General features: G+C 64.5%; 21 protein-coding genes. 13 read left to right on the top strand and 8 right to left on the bottom strand.

The genetic code is table 11. The annotated features are described in order from the left end of the window. Positions 1 to 39 precede the first annotated feature (39 nt). Together VIK36_RS12420 and VIK36_RS12415 are read right to left on the bottom strand one after the other, a co-directional pair. Positions 40 to 546, bottom strand: a complete 507-nt coding sequence (locus tag VIK36_RS12420) for a DUF2004 domain-containing protein (protein ID WP_255172416.1) — start codon at positions 544 to 546, stop codon at positions 40 to 42. A gap of 45 nt (positions 547 to 591) precedes the next feature. Continuing rightward, positions 592 to 1509, bottom strand: coding sequence for a LysR family transcriptional regulator (locus VIK36_RS12415; protein ID WP_188573030.1), 918 nt, complete (start codon positions 1507 to 1509; stop codon positions 592 to 594). 96 nt (positions 1510 to 1605) lie between these two features. Between VIK36_RS12415 and VIK36_RS12410 the strand changes: the two genes are divergently transcribed. The 8 genes from VIK36_RS12410 (at position 1606) to nrdF (ending at position 10055) form a co-directional block, all read left to right on the top strand. Continuing rightward, a complete protein-coding gene (locus VIK36_RS12410) occupies positions 1606 to 3003 on the top strand; it encodes an NAD(P)/FAD-dependent oxidoreductase (protein WP_255172415.1) in 1398 nt (465 codons plus the stop codon). Next, entirely contained in the window at positions 3000 to 3731 is a 732-nt protein-coding gene (locus VIK36_RS12405) for a DUF1365 domain-containing protein (protein WP_255172414.1), read from the top strand. The genes VIK36_RS12410 and VIK36_RS12405 overlap by 4 nt, the downstream gene beginning before the upstream one ends. Further along, positions 3728 to 5104 carry a class I SAM-dependent methyltransferase gene (locus VIK36_RS12400; RefSeq protein WP_255172413.1) on the top strand — a complete coding sequence of 459 codons (1377 nt, stop codon included), beginning with the start codon at positions 3728 to 3730 and terminating at the stop codon, positions 5102 to 5104. The genes VIK36_RS12405 and VIK36_RS12400 overlap by 4 nt, the downstream gene beginning before the upstream one ends. Positions 5105 to 5141: 37 nt before the next feature. Beyond that, positions 5142 to 5663, top strand: a complete 522-nt coding sequence (locus tag VIK36_RS12395; RefSeq protein ID WP_324642131.1) for a TspO/MBR family protein — start codon at positions 5142 to 5144, stop codon at positions 5661 to 5663. Between the two features lie 366 nt (positions 5664 to 6029). After that, on the top strand, positions 6030 to 6275 hold the full coding sequence (gene nrdH, locus VIK36_RS12390) for a glutaredoxin-like protein NrdH (RefSeq protein WP_013601222.1): 246 nt from the start codon (positions 6030 to 6032) through the stop codon (positions 6273 to 6275). A 104-nt stretch (positions 6276 to 6379) separates the two neighbouring features. Beyond that, positions 6380 to 6850, top strand: coding sequence for a class Ib ribonucleoside-diphosphate reductase assembly flavoprotein NrdI (gene nrdI / locus VIK36_RS12385; RefSeq protein ID WP_324645272.1), 471 nt, complete (start codon positions 6380 to 6382; stop codon positions 6848 to 6850). A 20-nt stretch (positions 6851 to 6870) separates the two neighbouring features. After that, on the top strand, positions 6871 to 8991 hold the full coding sequence (gene nrdE / locus VIK36_RS12380; protein ID WP_255175597.1) for a class 1b ribonucleoside-diphosphate reductase subunit alpha: 2121 nt from the start codon (positions 6871 to 6873) through the stop codon (positions 8989 to 8991). Positions 8992 to 9080: 89 nt separating this feature from the next. Then, positions 9081 to 10055 carry a class 1b ribonucleoside-diphosphate reductase subunit beta gene (nrdF, locus tag VIK36_RS12375; protein WP_255172411.1) on the top strand — a complete coding sequence of 325 codons (975 nt, stop codon included), beginning with the start codon at positions 9081 to 9083 and terminating at the stop codon, positions 10053 to 10055. 132 nt (positions 10056 to 10187) lie between these two features. On the opposite strand, the gene VIK36_RS12370 is transcribed toward nrdF, so the two are convergent. Then, positions 10188 to 11717 (bottom strand): HNH endonuclease signature motif containing protein, encoded by a 1530-nt coding sequence (locus VIK36_RS12370; RefSeq protein ID WP_324642127.1) that lies wholly within the window; start codon positions 11715 to 11717, stop codon positions 10188 to 10190. Between the two features lie 218 nt (positions 11718 to 11935). Between VIK36_RS12370 and VIK36_RS12365 the strand changes: the two genes are divergently transcribed. The 3 genes from VIK36_RS12365 to VIK36_RS12355 all read left to right on the top strand — a co-directional run bounded on the left by VIK36_RS12365 (position 11936) and on the right by VIK36_RS12355 (position 13966). Beyond that, the gene (locus VIK36_RS12365; protein WP_255172396.1) at positions 11936 to 12334 is read left to right on the top strand and encodes an STAS/SEC14 domain-containing protein; all 399 of its coding nucleotides are present in this window, start codon (positions 11936 to 11938) and stop codon (positions 12332 to 12334) included. A 302-nt stretch (positions 12335 to 12636) separates the two neighbouring features. After that, positions 12637 to 13374, top strand: coding sequence for a PspA/IM30 family protein (locus VIK36_RS12360; RefSeq protein WP_324642126.1), 738 nt, complete (start codon positions 12637 to 12639; stop codon positions 13372 to 13374). 46 nt (positions 13375 to 13420) lie between these two features. Continuing rightward, positions 13421 to 13966 (top strand): hypothetical protein, encoded by a 546-nt coding sequence (locus VIK36_RS12355; RefSeq protein WP_324642125.1) that lies wholly within the window; start codon positions 13421 to 13423, stop codon positions 13964 to 13966. A 24-nt stretch (positions 13967 to 13990) separates the two neighbouring features. Here VIK36_RS12355 and VIK36_RS12350 read toward each other — a convergent pair whose 3' ends face one another. The 3 genes from VIK36_RS12350 to VIK36_RS12340 are packed head-to-tail and all read right to left on the bottom strand — an operon-like array spanning position 13991 to position 15648. Beyond that, entirely contained in the window at positions 13991 to 14545 is a 555-nt protein-coding gene (locus VIK36_RS12350) for a DUF3090 domain-containing protein (RefSeq protein ID WP_324642123.1), read from the bottom strand. A 56-nt stretch (positions 14546 to 14601) separates the two neighbouring features. Then, positions 14602 to 15087 (bottom strand): hypothetical protein, encoded by a 486-nt coding sequence (locus VIK36_RS12345; RefSeq protein WP_324642122.1) that lies wholly within the window; start codon positions 15085 to 15087, stop codon positions 14602 to 14604. Positions 15088 to 15129: 42 nt separating this feature from the next. Then, on the bottom strand, positions 15130 to 15648 hold the full coding sequence (locus tag VIK36_RS12340; RefSeq protein ID WP_324642121.1) for a DUF2087 domain-containing protein: 519 nt from the start codon (positions 15646 to 15648) through the stop codon (positions 15130 to 15132). Between the two features lie 189 nt (positions 15649 to 15837). On the opposite strand from VIK36_RS12340, the gene VIK36_RS12335 reads away from it, so the two are divergent. Next, entirely contained in the window at positions 15838 to 16446 is a 609-nt protein-coding gene (locus VIK36_RS12335) for a hypothetical protein (protein ID WP_324642120.1), read from the top strand. Between the two features lie 14 nt (positions 16447 to 16460). Further along, a complete protein-coding gene (locus VIK36_RS12330; protein WP_324642119.1) occupies positions 16461 to 17201 on the top strand; it encodes a glycosyltransferase family 2 protein in 741 nt (246 codons plus the stop codon). Positions 17202 to 17218: 17 nt separating this feature from the next. Here the strand turns inward: VIK36_RS12330 and VIK36_RS12325 are convergent, their stop codons facing one another. Next, positions 17219 to 18166, bottom strand: a complete 948-nt coding sequence (locus VIK36_RS12325) for an alpha/beta fold hydrolase (protein ID WP_324642118.1) — start codon at positions 18164 to 18166, stop codon at positions 17219 to 17221. A gap of 59 nt (positions 18167 to 18225) precedes the next feature. Continuing rightward, the gene (locus VIK36_RS12320; protein WP_324642117.1) at positions 18226 to 19317 is read right to left on the bottom strand and encodes an alpha/beta hydrolase; all 1092 of its coding nucleotides are present in this window, start codon (positions 19315 to 19317) and stop codon (positions 18226 to 18228) included. Between the last annotated feature and the right edge of the window lie 4 nt (positions 19318 to 19321).

The following is a 19321-nucleotide window of genomic DNA, read 5'->3' as shown; positions in this document are numbered from 1 at the left end:
CCACCATCCTCTGCGCGGGGCGTTTCGTGGAGCCCTGCTTCAGGACTCCCAGACGATTTCGTCGTCCACCACGCCGTCCTGGTCGGCGGACGCCACCAGGACCTCATCGGTGAAGTGCTCCCCGAGGGTGAAATCCAGGACGAAGTAGCGCTCCGGCTGGCCGGGATAGATGGCCACATGCCCCAATTTCAGGGCCTTGAGGAATACCTCGTTGGTGAGCTGGCTCCGGTCCTGGACGCCGAAGACCTTGTGCAGCTGTTCTTCCTTGAGCGCGTTGCAGTGGAAATGGAGGTACTCCTGCGGGCTGGTGCCCTCCTGTTCCAGCTCCTCGGCAATCATTTCCCGGACCTCGTCCACCAGCTCGGGCAGGAACCGCAGCCGGTACTCGACTTTGCGCAGCGCGGCTTCATCGAAGTGGTCGTGGGCGTCGATGTTCAGGTCGAGTTCCAGCGGATGGCCGCGCAGCTCATGTTTGGCGGCGAAGAGGTGATCCATGCCGTGGTTGAGCTCAATCTCCCCAAAGTGCTGGCTCGCTACCTTGTTCATAGTCTCAACATAGACCCGAAGGGCAGACCATTCCAGCGTTCCGGGCTAATTGACCGCGGTACGCATCCCCGCCAGTGTTTCGGCCAACAGGTCAACGAAAAGCTGCACCCGGGCCGTTTTCCGGTCATTGATCAGCAGCGCAAAGACGTTCCGTGCCAGCCGGATTTCCGGGACGTCCAGCACCACAACGCCTGCCGGCTTGTTCCGCAGCGCCAGTTCCGGAACCAGGGCAGCGCCCAGGCCGGCAGCCGCCATCTCCAGGCTGGCATGGAAGTCATCGCTGTGCGCCACCACCCGCGGGTGGAGGTTGCAGCCGGCGAAGAGGCGCTCGATGACCATGGCGTCGCTGGTGCCGGGATGGTGCATGATCCAGGGCATCTCCGACAAGTGGTCGGCCGCGACCTTCGCGTCGGCCCGGAAGCCCCAGCCGGCGGGAAGCACCACACGGAAGTCATCGTCGCCGATCCATTGCCGGTTGATCGTGTTGGGCCACGCGAAGCCGGTCTGGCCCACTTGGAACACCACGGCCAGGTCCAGGTCGCCTCCGGTGCGCAGCCCCTGGATGGTCTGGCCCGGTTCTGCGACGGATACCCGCAGGTCGATCCCCAGCTTCTTCCACGCGGGATTCTTGAGGATCCGCGGCAGGACGTACGTGGCCAGGCTGGGAAAGATCCCCAGCCGCAGTTCCTGGCTTTCGGTATCCTGCGTCCGTGAGGCGGCGGCCATCAGCGCTTCGATGTCCGTGAGCACCTTGGCGGCGTGCCGGGTCATGACGACGGCGGCTTCCGTAGGGATCACGGCGCGCGCCGACCGCTGGAAGAGAGTGACGCCCGTTTCCCGCTCCAATGCGGACATCTGCTGCGAGACGGCGGAGGCCGTATAGCCAAGCGTTGCGGCTGCCGCAGCGAAGGAGCCCAGCCGCGTGACCTCCAGGAGGGTCTTCAGGTGCACGGGATTTACCACCAGTTCACAGTACTTCACCCATCCGCCGCCGCGACCGCGCCGAATAGCCCTCTGTATAACCAGCACAGCGGCAAATGTTCAGCAGAGGAGCATGAAGTGTCACTTGACCCAGCAGTAAGTGAAGGCGGCCGGCGGCGCGTGGCCGTGATCGGCAGCGGGGTGGCCGGATTGACCGCTGCCTACGTACTGAACAGGCAGGACGACGTCACCCTGTTTGAAGCCGATTCACGGCTGGGCGGCCATGCCCACACCCACGACATGCCACAGGCCGACGGAAGCGTCATCGGCGTGGACACAGGGTTCATCGTGCACAACGAACGGACCTATCCCACCCTGCTGCGGTTGTTCGCGGAGCTGGGCGTCGAAACCCAGGACTCCGAGATGAGCATGTCCATCCGCTGCGACGGCTGCGGACTGGAATACGCCGGCGCCCGCGACGGCGCGCGCGGAATCATTGCCAAGCCCTCCAGCCTGCTGCGCGGCCGCTACCTGCTGATGCTGCTGGAGGTCACCCGCTTTTACCGGAAGGCGAGGGAACTGCTCAGGACGGCGCCGCCGTCGGCCGTCAGCGACGAAGTTGACGTGCCCGAACTGACGCTGGGGGAGTTCCTGGCGCGGGAAAAGTTCAGCAGCTACTTCATTTCCCACTTCATGACCCCGGTGGTCAGCGCCGTCTGGTCCTGCGATCCCACCACCGCCCTGGCCTATCCGGCGCGGTACCTCTTCACGTTCCTTGGCCACCACGGCATGCTGGGCATCAAGAGCTCACCGCAGTGGCGCACCGTGACCGGCGGTTCGGCACGGTACGTCGAAAAGCTTGCCGCCACGCTCCCCGACGTGCGCCTCAACACTCCCGTGACCGCCATCCGGCGCCTGCCCGAGGGCGTGGAGCTCGCAACGGCCGGCGGCCTGGAAAGCTTTGACGCCGTCGTGGTCGCCACCCATCCGGCGCAGGCGCTCGGGTTCCTCGCCGACGCCACGCCGGAGGAGAAGGAGGCGCTCGCCGGCATGCCCTATTCCGTGAACCACACCGTATTCCACCAGGATCCGGCGGTCCTGCCCGCGGCGGAGAACGCCAGGGCGTCCTGGAACTACCGGCTCCCGGCCTGCGACGCCCGCCCGGACAAGGTGCTGGTGAGCTATGACCTCACCCGGCTGCAGCGGCTCGCGCCGGCAGACGGCCGGCCCTACCTCGTGAGCCTGGGCGAGTCGGAGCTGATTTCCGACAGTGCGGTACTGGAACGGATGGTGTACGAGCACCCGCAGTACACGCCTGACTCCCTGAAGGCCCAGCAGGCCATCGCGGTGCTAAGCGACAGCCGGATCGCGTACGCCGGGGCGTTCCTTGGCTGGGGCTTCCACGAGGACGGCGCCCTCTCCGGGGTACGCGCTGCGGAGAAGCTGGGCCGCACCTGGCCGGTTGTCCGGGCCGCCGATCCCGTGGACTCCACCGGCGAGGGGGAGCGGGAACTGCTGTCGGCAGAACCCGTGTGACCATGGAGGCCTCGATCTACCGCACATCCATTTCGCACGTGCGGCGTACCCCGTTGAAGAACGCGTTCACCTACCGGAGCTACAGCTGGTTCGTGGACGTCGATGATCTTCCCCGGCTGCCCTTCCTGCTCCGGCCCCTGGCGGTGTTCCGTGCCGGGGACCATCTGGGCGATCCGGAGGCCGGTATCCGGTCCAACGTGGAGCGGTACCTCCGGACCCAAGGCATAGAGCCCGACGGCGGCGCCATCCACATGCTGACCAGCGCCAGGGTTTTTGGCTATGTCTTCAATCCGCTCACCCTGTTCTGGTGCTACCGCTCCACCGGGGAACTGCAATGCGTGGTGGCCGAGGTCCACAACACCTATGGCGAGCGGCACTGCTACCTGCTGCACACCGATCCCGGCGGCCGCGCTTCGGTGCCGAAAGCCTTCTACGTTTCACCTTTCAACGACGTCGACGGGCAGTACCGGATGAAGCTCCCCGCGCCCGGGGACAGGCTTGCGGTGTCCATTGTGCTGGAGCGTGAAGGGCAGCGCCCCTTCGTGGCCACCATGGATGGCCGCCGCAGGCCGGCCACCATTTCCAACGTCCTCGCGGCGGCTTTGACGGTGCCTGCCGCGCCACTGCTGGTATCCGCCCTGATCCGGGTCCAGGGCATTAAACTCTGGGCAAGACGCCTGCCCGTCGTTGCCAGACCACATCACCCCTCACAGGAGGCAGTTCAATGACAATGACTGACGACAACGGAACTGCTTCAGCTTCCGTCGACAACAAGACCCGCGGGCCGGCAGCCACCCACACTCCCGCGGCCTGGACCACCGGCGGTGTCCCCACTGCGCCCGCCACCATCGATCCTGCCCTGTGGCCCGGTGTTGCCCAGCCGCCGTCGGGCCTCAAGGCCGATGTTGCCGGGAAGGCAGCAGGCCTGATGTTCAGGGGTGCAGTCAAGCGGCTTCCGCTGCGCGTTGACTACCCTGACGGTTCGGTCCTGGGGATGGGCGGACCGGACGCTCCCGTGATGACCATGCTGAGGCCGGCAGCGTTCGAGGCCCGGATCGGCGACAACGGGCTGATCGGACTGGGTGAATCCTTCATGGCCGGCGACTGGGAGGCATCCGACCTTGCCGCGGTGCTGGAAGTCTTCGCCGCCTCGGTGGACACGCTGATCCCCATGCCGCTGCAGAAGCTGCGCTCGCTGTACCTGCCGCGAACGCCGCGCCAGGAACGCAACGCCGAACAGAACACCCGCAGCAACATTTCGCGGCACTACGACCTGTCCAACGAACTGTTTTCCAACTTCCTGGACTCCACCATGAGCTACTCGTCGGCGCTGTTTCCCGGCGGGGCCGGGCCGCTGTCCTCAGTGGCGTGGGATTCCCTGGCGGAGGCCCAGCAGGCCAAGATCGACCGGCTGCTGGACAAAGCCGGCGTGGGCGAGGGTACCCGGCTGCTGGAAATCGGCACCGGCTGGGGCGAGCTTGCCCTGCGTGCCGCTGCCCGTGGCGCCACCGTCTACAGCGTCACGCTGTCCAGTGAGCAGCAGGTGCTGGCGCAGGAACGCATTGCGGAAGCCGGCTTCGCGGACCGCGTGACGGTGGCCCTGCAGGACTACCGCGCCGTGGAAGGGGAGTACGACGCCGTGGTGTCGGTCGAGATGATCGAGGCCGTGGGGTATGAGTACTGGCCCATCTATTTCCAGACAATCGACCGCGTCCTGGCCCCCGGCGGAAAGGTTGCCATCCAGGCGATCACCATGCCGCACGGACGCATGCTGGCCACCCGCAACGCCTACACCTGGGTGCACAAGTACATCTTTCCCGGCGGCTTCCTGCCGTCCGTCCGGGCCATCGAGGGCGTGACCCAGCAGCACACCACCCTGCGGGTGCGGGAGAGGATGGGCATGGGAGACCACTACGCCGCCACCCTGCGGCTGTGGGAGGAGCGGTTCCTTGCCCGCTCCCGCGAGGTAGGGGACATGGGCTTCGACGCCGTGTTCCAGCGGATGTGGCTGTTCTACCTCTGCTACTCGCGCGCCGGGTTCCAGTCCGGGTACCTGGACGTCCAGCAGATTGTGCTGGACCGCCGGGAGGCGCAGCTGTAGGTTTCACCGTGTACCCAGCGGGGAACAAGGAGGACGCATGAAACTGAAGACTCTGGCATGGACCACCGCGGCGACGGTCGCCACCGCCGCGGCGGGCGGTGTTGCGACGGACCCCCGGAGCGGCTGGTACCTGAAGCTCCGCAAACCGGACTGGCAGCCGCCCGCGATTGCCTTTCCCGTGGTGTGGACGGCCCTGTATGCGGACCTTGCCGTGGCCTCCGCCGCCGCACTCGACAGCGCGGCGGAGCAGGACAGGGCTGCCGACAGCCCGGGTCCGGTCAGGAAGGACCACAGCCGGGAACTGCGCGCCTACCGGGGTGCGCTGGCCGCCAACCTAATCCTCAACGCTTCCTGGAGCTGGTTCTTCTGGCGCTCCCGCCGGCCGTGGCTGGCTGCTGCCGAGGCGGCGGTGCTGGCGGCCAGCAGCGCGGACCTGGTGCGCAGGACGTACCGGCTGAACCGGGTTGCCGGAGCATCGTTGGCTCCGTACGCGGCATGGTGCGGCTTCGCGACTGCACTGTCCACCGCAATAGCCAGGCTCAATCCAGCCAGGCCGTAGGCGGCCGGGCTGACCGGGGGAGGCCGGCAGCAAGCACGCAACCAAAGGGTCCGCAACCACTACATGTAGTGGTTGCGGACCCTTCCTGTTGGCGGCAGGAGCGCGGCGACACGCCGGAAATTACGACACGCGGAGTGTGCAAATGTGTTCAACTCCATCCACAGGGTGTGGACCCAGCCCGCAAAAATCCCGTGATCGCGGGCATTTTTCCGATCCCTGCCTGTGGATTAACGGTGCATTAAATGACATACTTGTAATACATCATCTTGGGGTTCCAAAGAGGCGTCTGCACTACATGTAGTATCTACATACAGCTGGACGGGGACACCGACCCAGCAGAAGAGTTCAACTAAGGGGACAGGGACAATGACCGTAACGGTTTACACGAAGCCTGCTTGTGTTCAGTGCAACGCCACTTACCGCGCGCTCGACAAGAAGGGCATCACCTACCAGAGCGTTGACATCTCCCAGGACGCCGAGGCACTCGAGCGCCTGAAGGCACTGGGCTACATGCAGGCTCCCGTTGTGGTCACCGACCAGGACCACTGGTCCGGCTTCCGCCCCGACAAGATCGAGGAACTCGCGCTCTCGGCCGTTTCCTCCGTGGCCTAGGAGCCACAGCTTTTCCTGCCGGCAACCATCAACCAGCTGAGGTGACTCCCATGGCAGCACCAACAGCACAGCGAAGCGCTTCGCAACACCACGCGGCTCAGCGCGTGGAGGTGTCCCCGCCGGCCACTTCGCACCACCAACCGGAGCAGGTTGTCACGGACAGCCCGCTCATCTACTTTTCCTCGGCATCCGAGAACACCAGCCGCTTCGTCGCGAAGCTTGGCCGTGAGGTGGCCCGGATCCCGTTGTATGCAAAGGACGCACCCCTCCTCGCCACCCGGCCGTTCGTGCTGGTGGTGCCAACCTACGGCGGCACCGGGGGAGAGGGGTCCGTTCCCAAGCAGGTCATCCGGTTCCTGAACAACCCGCAGAACAGGCAACTGCTCCGCGGCGTCATCGGCGCCGGCAACACAAACTTCGGGGAAAACTACTGCATGGCCGCGGACATCATCGCCGCCAAATGCCGGGTACCCCACCTTTATCGATTTGAACTTATGGGAACGCCGGAAGACGTCACCCGGGTCAACCAAGGATTGGACACGTTTTGGACACGACTGTCGCAGACACAGAAGTAACCAGGGCCCAGAAGCCTGAGATGCCCGCCGCCTACAAGGGCTTGGGTTATCACGAGCTGAACGCCATGCTGAACCTCTACGGCCCGAACGGCGAAATCCAGTTCGACGCCGACCGCGAGGCCGCCCACCAGTACTTCCTGCAGCACGTGAACAACAACACCGTGTTCTTCCATGACCTGGAGGAGAAGCTCGACTACCTGGTGAAGAACCAGTACTACGAGCGCGAGACGCTGGACCAGTACACGATGAACTTCATCCGTGACCTGTTCAACCGCGCCTACAAGAAGAAGTTCCGCTTCGAGACCTTCCTGGGCGCCTTCAAGTTCTACACCTCATACACGCTGAAGACGTTCGACGGCAAGCGCTTCCTGGAGCGCTACGAGGACCGCGTCTGCATGGTGGCCCTGCACCTGGCGCGCGGCAACGAGCAGCTGGCCCTGCAGATGGTGGATGAGATCATTGACGGCCGCTTCCAGCCGGCCACCCCCACCTTCCTCAACGCCGGGAAGAAGCAGCGCGGCGAGCTGGTCTCCTGCTTCCTGCTCCGCATCGAAGACAACATGGAGTCGATCGGCCGCTCCATCAACTCCGCACTGCAGCTGTCCAAGCGCGGCGGCGGCGTGGCTTTCGCACTGACCAACATCCGCGAGGTGGGTGCGCCCATCAAGCAGATCGAGAACCAGTCCTCCGGCGTTATCCCCGTGATGAAGCTCCTCGAAGACAGCTTCTCCTACGCCAACCAGCTCGGTGCCCGCCAGGGTGCCGGCGCCGTGTACCTGCACGCGCACCACCCGGACATCTACCGCTTCCTGGACACCAAGCGCGAGAACGCGGATGAGAAGATCCGCATCAAGACCCTCTCGCTGGGCGTCGTCATCCCGGACATCACGTTCGAGCTGGCCAAGAAGGATGAGGACATGTACCTGTTCTCGCCCTACGACGTGGAGCGCGTCTACGGCATGCCCTTCTCCGACGTCTCGGTCACCGAGAAGTACTACGAGATGGTGGACGATTCCCGGATCAAGAAGACCAAGATCAAGGCGCGCGAGTTCTTCCAGACCCTCGCCGAGATCCAGTTCGAATCCGGCTACCCGTACATCATGTTCGAGGACACGGTGAACCGGGCCAACCCGATCGACGGCAAGATCATCATGTCCAACCTGTGCTCGGAAATCCTCCAGGTTTCCCAGCCCACCACGTACAACGATGACCTGTCCTACGACGAGACCGGCAAGGACATCTCCTGCAACCTGGGCTCGCTGAACATCGCCAAGACCATGGACTCGCCGGACTTCGGCCTGACCATCGAGACGGCCATCCGGTCCCTGTCCGCAGTGTCCGACATGTCCAACATCACCTCGGTGCCGTCCATCGCCAAGGGCAACGACCAGAGCCACGCCATTGGCCTGGGCCAGATGAACCTGCACGGCTACCTGGCCCGTGAGCGGGTCCACTACGGCTCCGAAGAGGGCCTGGACTTCACCAACATCTACTTCTACTCGGTGGTGTACCACGCCGTCCGCGCCTCCAATCTGCTGGCCATCGAAACCGGCCAGACGTTCGGCGGCTTCGAGAAGTCCAAGTACGCCTCCGGTGAGTTCTTCGACAAGTACACGGAGCAGGAGTGGGTGCCGCAGACCGAGAAGGTCCGCGAGCTGTTCAAGAACGTGCACATCCCCACGCAGGCTGACTGGCTGGCGCTGAAGGCCTCCGTGATGGAGCACGGCATCTACAACCAGAACCTGCAGGCTGTTCCGCCCACCGGTTCGATCTCCTACATCAACAACTCCACCTCCTCGATCCACCCGGTGGCGTCCAAGATCGAGATCCGCAAGGAAGGCAAGATCGGCCGCGTCTACTACCCGGCGCCGTATCTGACGAATGACAACCTGGAGTACTACCAGGACGCGTACGAGATCGGCTACGAGAAGGTCATCGACACCTACGCCGCGGCCACCCAGCACGTGGACCAGGGCCTGTCCCTGACGCTGTTCTTCAAGGACACGGCCACCACCCGCGACATCAACAAGGCCCAGATCTACGCCTGGAAAAAGGGCATCAAGACCATCTACTACATCCGTCTCCGCCAGCTCGCGCTGGAAGGGACCGAGGTTGAGGGCTGCGTCAGCTGCATGCTGTAGCTCCAACTGAACCTTGACGTACGACGGCGGGCGCCCGCCCGCCGTCGTACGCTTTAACTTAGAGAATTACCCAACATTGAGGGGATGACATGACCGAGAAGGTCAAGCTGCTGAGCCACGTCGAGGCCATCAACTGGAACCGGATCCAGGATGACAAGGACGTGGAGGTCTGGAACCGCCTGGTGAACAACTTCTGGCTGCCGGAGAAGGTGCCGCTGTCCAACGACGTCCAGTCCTGGAACACGCTGACCACCGCCGAGCAGCAGCTCACCATGCGCGTGTTCACCGGCCTGACCCTGCTGGACACCATCCAGGGCACCGTCGGTGCGGTCTCACTGATTCCGGATGCGCTGACCCCGCACGAGGAAGCCGTGTACACCAACATCGCCTTCATGGAGTCGGTGCACGCCAAGAGCTACTCCTCCATCTTCTCCACCCTGGCCTCCACCAAGGAGATCGATGAGGCGTTCCGCTGGTCCACGGAGAACGCGAACCTTCAGAAGAAGGCGCAGATCGTCATGGACTACTACCAGGGCGACGACCCCCTGAAGCGCAAGGTTGCCTCCACGCTGCTGGAAAGCTTCCTCTTCTACTCGGGCTTCTACCTGCCCATGTACTGGTCCTCACGCGCCAAGCTGACAAACACGGCTGACCTGATCCGCCTGATCATCCGCGACGAGGCCGTGCACGGCTACTACATCGGCTACAAGTTCCAGCGCGCGCTGGAGACCGTGTCCGAGGAGCGCCGGCAGGAAATCAAGGACTACACGTTCGAGCTGCTCTTCGAGCTGTACGAGAACGAGGTCCAGTACACGCACGACCTGTACGACGGCGTGGGCCTGGCCGAGGACGTCAAGAAGTTCCTGCACTACAACGCCAACAAGGCGCTGATGAACCTGGGCTACGAAGCGATGTTCCCGGCCTCCGTCACGGACGTGAACCCGGCCATCCTTTCGGCCCTGTCCCCGAACGCGGACGAGAACCACGACTTCTTCTCCGGGTCCGGTTCCTCCTACGTGATCGGCAAGGCCGTTAACACCGAAGACGAGGACTGGGACTTCTAACAGGTTTTTTCTTCGATACGCAGGCCGGCGGCACATTCTGTACTGTGACAGCCGGTTTCAATGGACCCCGCACGCTTTGTGCGGGGTCCATTGCGCTTCCCGGGCGGCACGAACCGATAGCACACGTTGAGCTCACCGCGCGGCGAGGTACTCAGCCAGGCAGTCCTCTCCGAGGGACCGTGGCAGGCGGAAGTAGTCCACTGTGCCTTTGCCCGCTGGCATCATTGAGTTGCTGCCTGGTTGAGCCAGGATGTCAGCGCGCGCCTGCGGCGGCGAAGGCAACTTCGGTGGCTCCCAGTCCTGGTGCTCACTCTTGTATTTGCGCCCGGAGGGCGAAACCCATCCGGGCGGCTCATTCTTTGACGCCGCCGTCGGCCGCCACCGGCTGGTGTGTCGCAACCGATGGTGCCTGGGACATGGCTGTCCCAAGTTGCTGATTCCAGTGGTCCCGCCCAGGTGCCAGGCGAGCAGATGATCTGCTTCGTTGTCCAAAGAATTGTTGTTGCAGCCAGGGAAGGGACACTTGCCGTCCCGCAACCGCATCCACCTCCGCATGGCCTTGGTGAGCCGGTAGCTAGTGCGGCCTATTTCCAGCGGGGCGCCGTCACGGGGATCCACGAGCACGCGGTAAAACGAATCGGCTCCGTTGGCTACGAGATCCCGTGCCATGGTAGCCGGGATGGGGCCAAAACTGTCCAGCATAGCCGGTTCGTTGGTGGCACCGAGGAGGGAAAATACCGGGACGGTGACCAGGACTTCGGCGCGGGGAACGGGGATGTCAGCAAGCCCCTTCGACGCGGTACCGGCGTCGTCAGTTCCGGCGGACCCACCGCAGCAACCGGTGCAGCCGCTGCCCTCGCGGAGGGCTGTTGCGGCGAAAAGATCCGCGCGAAGTTGGGTGAGGGTGCGCTCCTCGTTGGGTCCCTGGAGGCCCCGGGCGATGGCGGTGAAGCGGTTCCAGATGGCCGTGGCCTTGTCCGCCGGCAGGTATGCGGACAAGCGTGCCATGCCGTCCTGCTCCGGAGCGAACTCGAGGCACCTCTCCTCCACGCTCTTTGCGTGCCGTTTTTCGATGCTGTCCGGGTGGTTGCGTTCGCGCCAGACCCGGGCCTTGCGCCGGAAGCGGTATGCGGGCATCTCCCCTGCGGCGCAACCGCGGGCAGCGTCCGGCGCGTCCGGGTCGAGGAAGTGGGCCTCCAACGCGGTCGCGGCGTCAGGGTTGAGGCTGGCTGCCTCCTCCACCATGACGCGGGCGTGCTGCCACGACATAGTTCCAGCCTTGAGTGCTTCCAAAGTCCGGGGCAGCGAGGTCGTGACCGCGTAGGACTGGGCCAGAAGTGCACCGGCGGCGCGGTCGCCGATGGCCAGGAGGCAGCCCACCTCCGCGGCGATGGCCATCTCCTGCGCCTGCACCGGGATGTCCGGGGGAGCGATAGACCGCGCTGTCTCCGCGAACGTGGCCACAGCCTCGGCCTTCAGTGCGGCGACACGGGCCTCGGTCCTAGCCACTCCGGCCAGGATGTCGATCCATTTGTCGGCCAAGGCGGCCAATGGATCGTTGGCTGCGGGCGATCCGCATGCGCCTTTGGCTACCTCGCCACGGACCACGGCAAGGGCGGCGTCGATCGCCTCAAATGCCTTTGCCACCGCGTCCCGTCCCATGTACCAATGGTGAAGGGAGGGTCCGACAATGTGAGCGAGTAGTGGACCGCAACGGAAAGTTTTGGCTACTACCCCTGCATAGTTTGCCCCCTAGGCTAAGTGAGCAGATGAAAGGGGTGTCGCCCAGTGGCCCTCGTCGGGCGGTCCGGGTCTGCTGCGAAGGCGGTGCCGTTCGGCTACCGTCAAGAGCGGGGCTCGACTTCCAGGACAGGGGACACATGAGCAAGGTGGACATCAAAGGCAAAGGGACACTGGAGTTGTCCGGTGGAGTCCTTCGCCTGAGCTGGAAGCTGGGGACCTACATAGGCATCGACGTGGCCAACGCCGCCCTCGCGGCCATCACCTCCTTGGCCCAGGGCACCAGGTTGCCGATGCTGGTCGAGATCCAGGGTGTGACCCACTCCGCGGCCGCTCGAAAAGTCTTTCCCGACGCATCCAGCATTTCGCGTATGGCATTGCTGGGTTCCTCTCCCGTTGATCGCGTCATCGCCATGTTCCGCCTTCCCCTGGCGCCGACCGGATTCCCGGTCAGGTATTTCTCGTCCCGGGACAAGGCAATGGCGTGGCTGCTTGAGGACTCAGAGGAGGAAGCCACGGGACCGGGCGACACCGACTGATCGCCGTTCCCATCCAGGCAACTCCCGCGAGGAACGCCTGCAGGCCCGCAGCCGCGGGGCACGGGGCCGGCGGCGGATTGGGGGGCTGCATCCGGTCTCGGGATGCTCCGGCCGCCGGCCCTGGGTCGCTGTGCAGACCCTGCCCCAGCGGCAGGATCTTGACCTCAACGATAGGGCCCGTCACTGAACGGCAACCCACGATGGGCACAAGGTTCGCTCAAGAGTGGCTCTGGCAACACCGCTGGTTTCCGCATGACGGTGGTCAGATAGGATGCGAATTCCACCGACGATAGAAAGACCCCGTGAAGCAGAGTATTTTCGCCCGCGTTGCCCAGCTCGCCAAGGCCAACCTGAACACCCTCCTGGACTCAGCCGAAAACCCGCAGAAGATGTTGGACCAGATGATCCGGGATTACTCGGAGAACATCCGCGAAGCCGAGGCCGCTGCGGCGCAGACAATCGGCAACCTCCGGATGGCCGAAGACGACTACACCCGGGCAGTGAACGACGCGAACACCTGGGGCAGCAAGGCCGTAGCCGCCTCACGCAAGGCCGATGAGTTCCGTGCCGCCGGCAACAACGCGGACGCCGACAAGTTCGACGCCCTGGCCAGGCTCGCCCTCAGCCGGCAAATGACCGCCGAATCAAAGGCCAAGTCCCAGGCGCCCACCTTGGCCGCGCAGAACCAGGCTGTCGACCAACTGAAGAACGGCCTGGACATGATGCGGGCCAAGCTCGGGGAACTGACCGTAAAGCGCAACGAGCTGGTCAACCGTGCCCGGGTCGCCGCCACCCAGTCCCAAGTCAACGACGCCCTCAAAGCCCTGGGCGGTGGAGACCCGACATCGGCGATCGGCCGTTACGAGGACAGTGTCCGCCGCCAGGAAGCCACCGTCCACGGCCAGCAGGAACTTGCTGCCTCCTCCCTTGAAGCCCAGTTCGCCTCCCTGGAAAACCTCGGAGAGCAGACCGAAGTGGAAGCCCGGCTGGCGGCCCTCAAAGCGGGCGACCGTAAGGCCCTCGGCTCACGGGAAGAGTGAGGACAGAGCCGTAGCTGCGGGAAGATTCTGCCCCTAGGATGGCGCCATGAGGAAGTGGGGCGAGATGCATCCCGCGCTCCGTGCCGCTCTGGTTGGTGCAGTCGCCTGCGCCGTCATTCTGGCGGCAGGACTTATCGCCGGGGAAAGCCTCGACGACGCCATCTCCAACGCCGTTTTCTACGCGCTGATGATCGGTGGCGGGGTGTTCTTCCTGACGAAACGGTTCCCGACGACGGCGGAGAAGCTTGATGAACGCGGCAACCTGGTCGTCTTCCTGCGATTCCCCGATTCATCGGCGGGCTCGTTGAGCAGCATTTGGCAGATGGGGATTGCCAGGCCGGGCGATAAGCGGATCGATTTCCAGCCGATCGTCGACGACACGCTGATCCCCACTGGCCGCAGCAAGGCTTTCACCGGGCTTGGAACAACAGGCGTCCCGGTGCGGAAAGCTAACCGCCACGACAATCAACAGGACGTGCCGTTGGACTTCCGGATCCTCACCCTGGACTCAGACGGCGGCGTCATTGAAATTGCAGCCGGCCCGGCTACCCTCCAGAAAATCCAGCACGCCGCCCAGTCTCCGTCCCCGTAGCCTTTGGCTCGCAGATCGCCGGAATCACATCTCCGGAGGAGTGCAGACGTGCCCCTCGGCGTCGATCGGGTATCCGCAGAGCGGGCAGAGGGGTCTCCCGGCGCCCACTACCTCACGCGTGCGCTTGGTGAAGGCGCGGGCCGTTCCCACCGGCATCCGCACCAACAGCATTTCGGGTGCCTCGGCCCCGTCCTGGTTCAGGGATTCGTCGTCCGCATCAGCATCGGCGTCGGTGAGGGGGTAGGCCTCAATCACTACCTGCGCCGTCGCTGGGTCCCAGCCCAGGCCCATGGCGCCGGTGCGGAACTGCTCCTCAACAGTTTCAAGCGGATCGTTGTCAACCAGCTCGATGGGCGTGCCGGTGGGAACGCTGAAGGGGTTCCCCTCGAGGGTGATGAGTTGGTCGAGTATTTCGTCGACCTTCTCGGCGAGCAGGGCCGATTGCTGCTTCTCCATGGCGATGCTCACGAGCTGCGCCCCGGCGCGTACCTGCAGGTAGAACGTGCGCGCACCCGGAGCTCCGATGGTGCCGATGACGACCCGATCCGGCCAGGCAAACTCGTGAACAAGTGTAGGCATGTGAGTATTTTAGGGGAGACAAGGTCCGCGGTGGGTCTGCCCTGCCGCAGGGGAGTTCACGGAGCACGCAAATGAGCCAGCACCAGCCCGATAGGTATGCTGACGGCGATCACTACCAGCAGGGCCCGGTATCCCCAAAGAGGCCAACCGGACGTTGCGCCCCGACCTTGCACGGTCCGGAACATCAATGCCAGCGCAACAACCAGCAGCGCCCCGCCGGCATCGACAACCCATGGGTTGCCGATTAATGTCCCCCCGATGACTGCAGCGGAGGCGCCGTTCCATGCCACCAGCCCCGCAACGCTTTTCCAGCCGGTAAGGCGTTTCGGTGCCAGGAAGTACTGGGCAATGCCCAAAGCCCCCTGTGCCACTCCTCCGACGAGCACCAGGTACGCAGCTGCCCACGACCCATGCTCAAGATGGAGCGGACCGGTGACTGCCGCAACCAACCCGCCTGCCACAACGCACAACAGCGCGACCGCGCCGAAAGCCACGGCCCCCTTCATAGCGCCTCCCGGCTTCACACATGACGAGTCGCTCATGCGCTCCAAGCTACTGCACTCCAGCAAAGGGCACGGGGCCGGCTACTCCACCAAGGAGTATGAAGAGCCCGTGGGCGTGCGCTGCAAAAGGCCGAAGTCGACCAAGTAGCGGCGGAGCAGGACGACGTCGTCGGTATAGCTGAGCAGCCGCTCGTTGATTTGCCGCTCCGTCAGCGTTTCGCCAGGTTCGATGATCTCGTTGGCGATCTTTGCCAACAGGGCCCGCCGCTCGGCAACGTTCGCGGGGTATCGCTCGATCCGCCCCAGCCGCATGAATCTGTCCAGCCCAGTCCGCGGCTGCCGGCGTGGCTGCTGGGCCAGCAGGTCGCGGAAAATCGAGTCCACTGCCACCAGCCCACCCGATGCGTGCTGTTGAACGAGCCCCGACTCAGTCAGTGCTGCGAGGGCCCGTACCCGCCGCTGTTCCTTCAGCTCAGGCAGGACGTCCTTGGCCGCCGCACCCAGCACTATCTGGGCGTATGCAATCCTCGCATCAGCATTGCCCAGTGTTGCCAGCACCCGCCGCCAGTGCGGGCCGTTTATTCCGGTGCCTCCGGCCACGTCGGTTTTCCCCTCTGCCGCTGACTCACGCCCAGGTGTTGGAGTGTGCCGAAAGATCCTAGCCCTGATGCCGTGGTTCCGGGAAGCCCCGGTTCAGTGGATCTGTACCGGTGCCCTGTCCGCAGCGGCTCGATCCGAAGGGACATTCGGCACTGGGACCCGGCAGGCCGTTGTTGCCAGACTTGGGGAATGCGATCCGGCACGCGATTGGTCCCTGTCCTGGTGGCTGCGGCCGCGGCTGTCGTCTATGTCCGCTGGGTTCGCCCATGGCAGCTCACCTGGGGTGCCACGCCGGAAGAGGTTTCCAGGCCACTGCCGGGCGATGACCTCGTGCCCAAGCCGACCTTCAACGCCACCCGTGCCATCACCATCGCCGCACCACCGGAGAGGGTCTGGCCGTGGCTGGTGCAGGCCGGAGTTACCCGCGGCGGCTGGTACAGCTACGACCTCCTCGATAACCTCGGGCGGCCGAGCGCACGGCGCATCATCCCGGAACTGCAGAACCTGGCGGTGGGCGACATCGTGCCCATGAGTCCCGACGGCAAACACGGCATCCCGGTCCGCGCGATGCAGCCTCCGCGGTTCATGGTCTGGGGCACTCCCGGGGACACCAGCTGGACGTGGCAGCTTGACCCCCTCACGGAAGGCTCAACCCGGCTTGTTAGCCGTATCCGCTCCCGATACCGGTGGCTCTCCCCGACACTGGCCTTCTCCGCGCTTGTGGAGTTCGGTGACATTTGGATGATGCGCAAGATGCTGCTAAACATCCGCGAGCGTGCCGGAACGGCGCAAACCTAGATAGGCTGCCGGGCATGGACGCCGTCATTCCCATCTCCGTGGTCATTCCGACGCGCAATGACGCCAGTGAGTTGAGGGCCTGCCTGGCCCTGCTGGCCGTGCAGACCAGGCCTGCGGACGAGATCATTGTGGTGGACAACGCCAGCAGCGATGACACTGCCAACATTTGTGCAGCCGCCGGTGTGCGGCGGTTACCTGTGGATCTGCCGGGCATTCCGGCCACGGCTGCGGCGGGTTTTGATGCGGCGGCAGGCGCAATCATCGCCAGACTGGACAGTGACTCGCGGCCGCCGTCGGATTGGCTCGAGCGCATCGAACAGATCCTCCTCGCTTCCGGACCCCTCACCGCCGTTACCGGGCCCGGCGACTTCCATGGTGGAAACTTCTTGGCCCGCCTGGCCGGCCGGTGCCTGCTCCTGGGCGGTTACTTCGGACTGATTGGCTTTCTGTTGGGCCATCCTCCCGTGTATGGATCCAATTTCGCGCTTCACCGGGAACTGTGGGCCGGCATCCGGACAGCAGTTGTCCGGGACAACGCGCTGGTCCACGACGACCTGGACATCTCCTACCGGCTCCGGCCGGAAATGGATGTCATTTACGATCCCACGCTTCGAGTGGGCGTATCCGCGCGCCCCTTCACCAGTTGGTCCGCGTTCAAACGCCGGCTCATAATGTCGCTGGTCACGTTTCGCGTTGAATTCCGGTACCAGCCACCCCTGCGCCGCCGACGCGAACATTCCCGCCGGCAGCGGTAGCATCCACGGGTAAGCTTTCACCCTTCCTCTGCCTTGGCATAAAGGGCCAGGAGGTCCCGGCTGAGCTCATGCGGCGACGTTTCGCATGGACTGTGCCCACCCCTGTAGACCCCAATCCGGGCCCGGATAGACTGCGCGAACAGGCGGTGAAGCTGGAGCGGCCACAGGTCGTGTTCGCCGACCGCCACGAACTTGGTCAAGGGCGCCTCGGCGAGTCGTTGCCGAAGGTCCGGAACGTTCTGCATCAGTGTGTAGATGTCGCGCACGGACTCGCGGCGCGTGAAGCGGAAACGGTAGTCCACGAACCGTTGCCTTCCCGCTGGTACGTGGGCCACCCTGCCGCTGCGGATGCCCCAGATCAGCAGGGCAGCGCCGGCCCGGCCATTTACCCACGTGCTGAACCGGCCAATGCGGCTGACGCCCCTGAAGCTGTGGCCCGGCTCCGGCGGGCAGCTGAGCAGGGTAAGGGACCTGAAGAGCTCGGGCCGCTCCACATAGGCCAGCTGGGCTATGATGCCCGCGAAGGAGTAAGCCACAACATGGACAGGGGCAGTGGCCGTTTCAAGGACCGCCAGGAAGTCGTCCACGAAGAGCCGGTAGTCATAGTGCTTTCTGGGCGGCACCAGCCTCTCCGGGCCCGCTGCTGCGGACTGGTACTGGCCCGCCAGGTCATAGCTCAGGGTGAAGTAGCCGGCGTTGGCGAGGTCGGGCATCATGAGTGAAAAATCCTCTTTGGACCCCGTGGCGCCGGGAACCAGAACAACGCCGGGATCACCGGGGTCGCCCAGCGCCATGGCGGCCAGTTGGCCACTGGGAACGTCGATGCTGCAGTGGACCGCGCCGGGAGGCGGCACGAACCAGTCCACGTCACCGAGCTCCGCATCCAGCCTCGCGGCGGCATCCACGCGGGCGGAACCAAACTCGTCAAGGTTGACCCCGCAGTCTTCTTGGTCCGGCTCCGGCATGGTCCAAACATAGTCCAGCCCGTTGACCTTCGTCAGGACCGGGAGGAAGCGGCGGTCAGTCAGGCAACATCACGGACGAATGCGTGCAGGCGCCGGTACACCTCCTGGGATTCCGGGTAGCGGTAATCCTGTTGCCAGGTGTGCTCAGTGTTAGCGCTGTTCCAGGGGTAGATCAGGGTATCCACGGGAATGCCGTGCTGCTGAAGCCGGTCGATGAAGTTCAAGTTCGCCTGGTAGAAGTAATCCCGCTCGGAGGTGGTGACGAGCACGGGGGGATGGCTCCCGTCCAGCCATTCGATCGGGGACAGGAAGCCGGCGGCAACCCTTAGCCGCGCACTGGTCGTGCGGGTCGGCGACGGCCCGTGGCTGCCGCCTCCGGACGGAGCTGTTGCCTCCGGATCCGCTGCCGCCGCCGCGGCAGGAAGGAGCATACGGACGAAATTGAGGCTGAGGACAAACCCGGCCTCAAAGAAAACCGAGAAATCCACTGCACTGCAGTGTTGAACAAGCCCTTTCAGATGCGCGGCGGGAACAGCGGGCCGCAGGGAGTAGTGCGCCGCCAACTCGGGGCGCAGGCTGGCAGCGGTCAGCAAAGCAGCGATCTGGCCGCCGGCTGAGTCCCCTCCCAGCACCAGGCGCCCGGGATCCCCGCCGTATCCCTCGATGTTGGCGGCGACCCACGCCACGGCCGCGTTGGCATCCTCAAGCACGTGTCCCATGTGGAACCTGGGTGCGTGCCGGTAGTTGACGTTGACCACCACCATCCCGCCCAGCACCTGGTTGGCGCAGTACTTGGTCAGCGCTGCCTTGTCACCGGACGTCCAGCCTCCGCCATGGAAGTACACGTAAACGGGAAGCAGTCGGCCGGTCACGTCCCCTCGGCCGGCCACGTCCCCTCCGCCGGCAGAGCGGGGTGCCGGGTTTAGCGGCGCCAGTATGTCGAGGCGGTGGGAACGGAGGCCATCGCCCACGTAGTCAATGTCGTGCGTGTAAGCCACCGCAGTGATTGGGTCCGTATTGAACCGCGCCTGCTCGCGGGCGCTGACCGAGCGCATCAAGAGGCGCCACGCCCACACGGGTACGCGGCGCATTACACTGCGGGCTTTCCGCGCAAAGGGCAACGCCCCGGCGGAACTGGCGGCCAACGTCATCCCT

It is taken from the genome of Pseudarthrobacter sp. LT1 (assembly GCF_035621795.1).
Lineage (GTDB): Bacteria > Actinomycetota > Actinomycetes > Actinomycetales > Micrococcaceae > Arthrobacter.
Note: the sequence above shows the minus strand (reverse complement) of the source record. Positions and strands in the feature narration are given on the sequence as shown.

What these genes read in the sequence shown, in the direction of transcription:
- VIK36_RS12400 (WP_255172413.1), top strand. Translation starts at nt 3,728, where the DNA reads ATGACAATGACTGACGACAACGGAACTGCTTCAGCTTCCGTCGACAAC.
- VIK36_RS12355 (WP_324642125.1), top strand. Translation starts at nt 13,421, where the DNA reads ATGAGGAAGTGGGGCGAGATGCATCCCGCGCTCCGTGCCGCTCTGGTT.
- VIK36_RS12330 (WP_324642119.1), top strand. Translation starts at nt 16,461, where the DNA reads ATGGACGCCGTCATTCCCATCTCCGTGGTCATTCCGACGCGCAATGAC.
- VIK36_RS12365 (WP_255172396.1), top strand. Translation starts at nt 11,936, where the DNA reads ATGAGCAAGGTGGACATCAAAGGCAAAGGGACACTGGAGTTGTCCGGT.
- VIK36_RS12370 (WP_324642127.1), bottom strand. Translation starts at nt 11,717, where the DNA reads ATGGGACGGGACGCGGTGGCAAAGGCATTTGAGGCGATCGACGCCGCC.
- VIK36_RS12420 (WP_255172416.1), bottom strand. Translation starts at nt 546, where the DNA reads ATGAACAAGGTAGCGAGCCAGCACTTTGGGGAGATTGAGCTCAACCAC.
- VIK36_RS12325 (WP_324642118.1), bottom strand. Translation starts at nt 18,166, where the DNA reads ATGCCGGAGCCGGACCAAGAAGACTGCGGGGTCAACCTTGACGAGTTT.
- VIK36_RS12345 (WP_324642122.1), bottom strand. Translation starts at nt 15,087, where the DNA reads ATGAGCGACTCGTCATGTGTGAAGCCGGGAGGCGCTATGAAGGGGGCC.
- nrdE (WP_255175597.1), top strand. Translation starts at nt 6,871, where the DNA reads ATGCCCGCCGCCTACAAGGGCTTGGGTTATCACGAGCTGAACGCCATG.
- VIK36_RS12395 (WP_324642131.1), top strand. Translation starts at nt 5,142, where the DNA reads ATGAAACTGAAGACTCTGGCATGGACCACCGCGGCGACGGTCGCCACC.
- VIK36_RS12320 (WP_324642117.1), bottom strand. Translation starts at nt 19,317, where the DNA reads ATGACGTTGGCCGCCAGTTCCGCCGGGGCGTTGCCCTTTGCGCGGAAA.
- VIK36_RS12350 (WP_324642123.1), bottom strand. Translation starts at nt 14,545, where the DNA reads ATGCCTACACTTGTTCACGAGTTTGCCTGGCCGGATCGGGTCGTCATC.
- VIK36_RS12335 (WP_324642120.1), top strand. Translation starts at nt 15,838, where the DNA reads ATGCGATCCGGCACGCGATTGGTCCCTGTCCTGGTGGCTGCGGCCGCG.
- nrdF (WP_255172411.1), top strand. Translation starts at nt 9,081, where the DNA reads ATGACCGAGAAGGTCAAGCTGCTGAGCCACGTCGAGGCCATCAACTGG.
- nrdH (WP_013601222.1), top strand. Translation starts at nt 6,030, where the DNA reads ATGACCGTAACGGTTTACACGAAGCCTGCTTGTGTTCAGTGCAACGCC.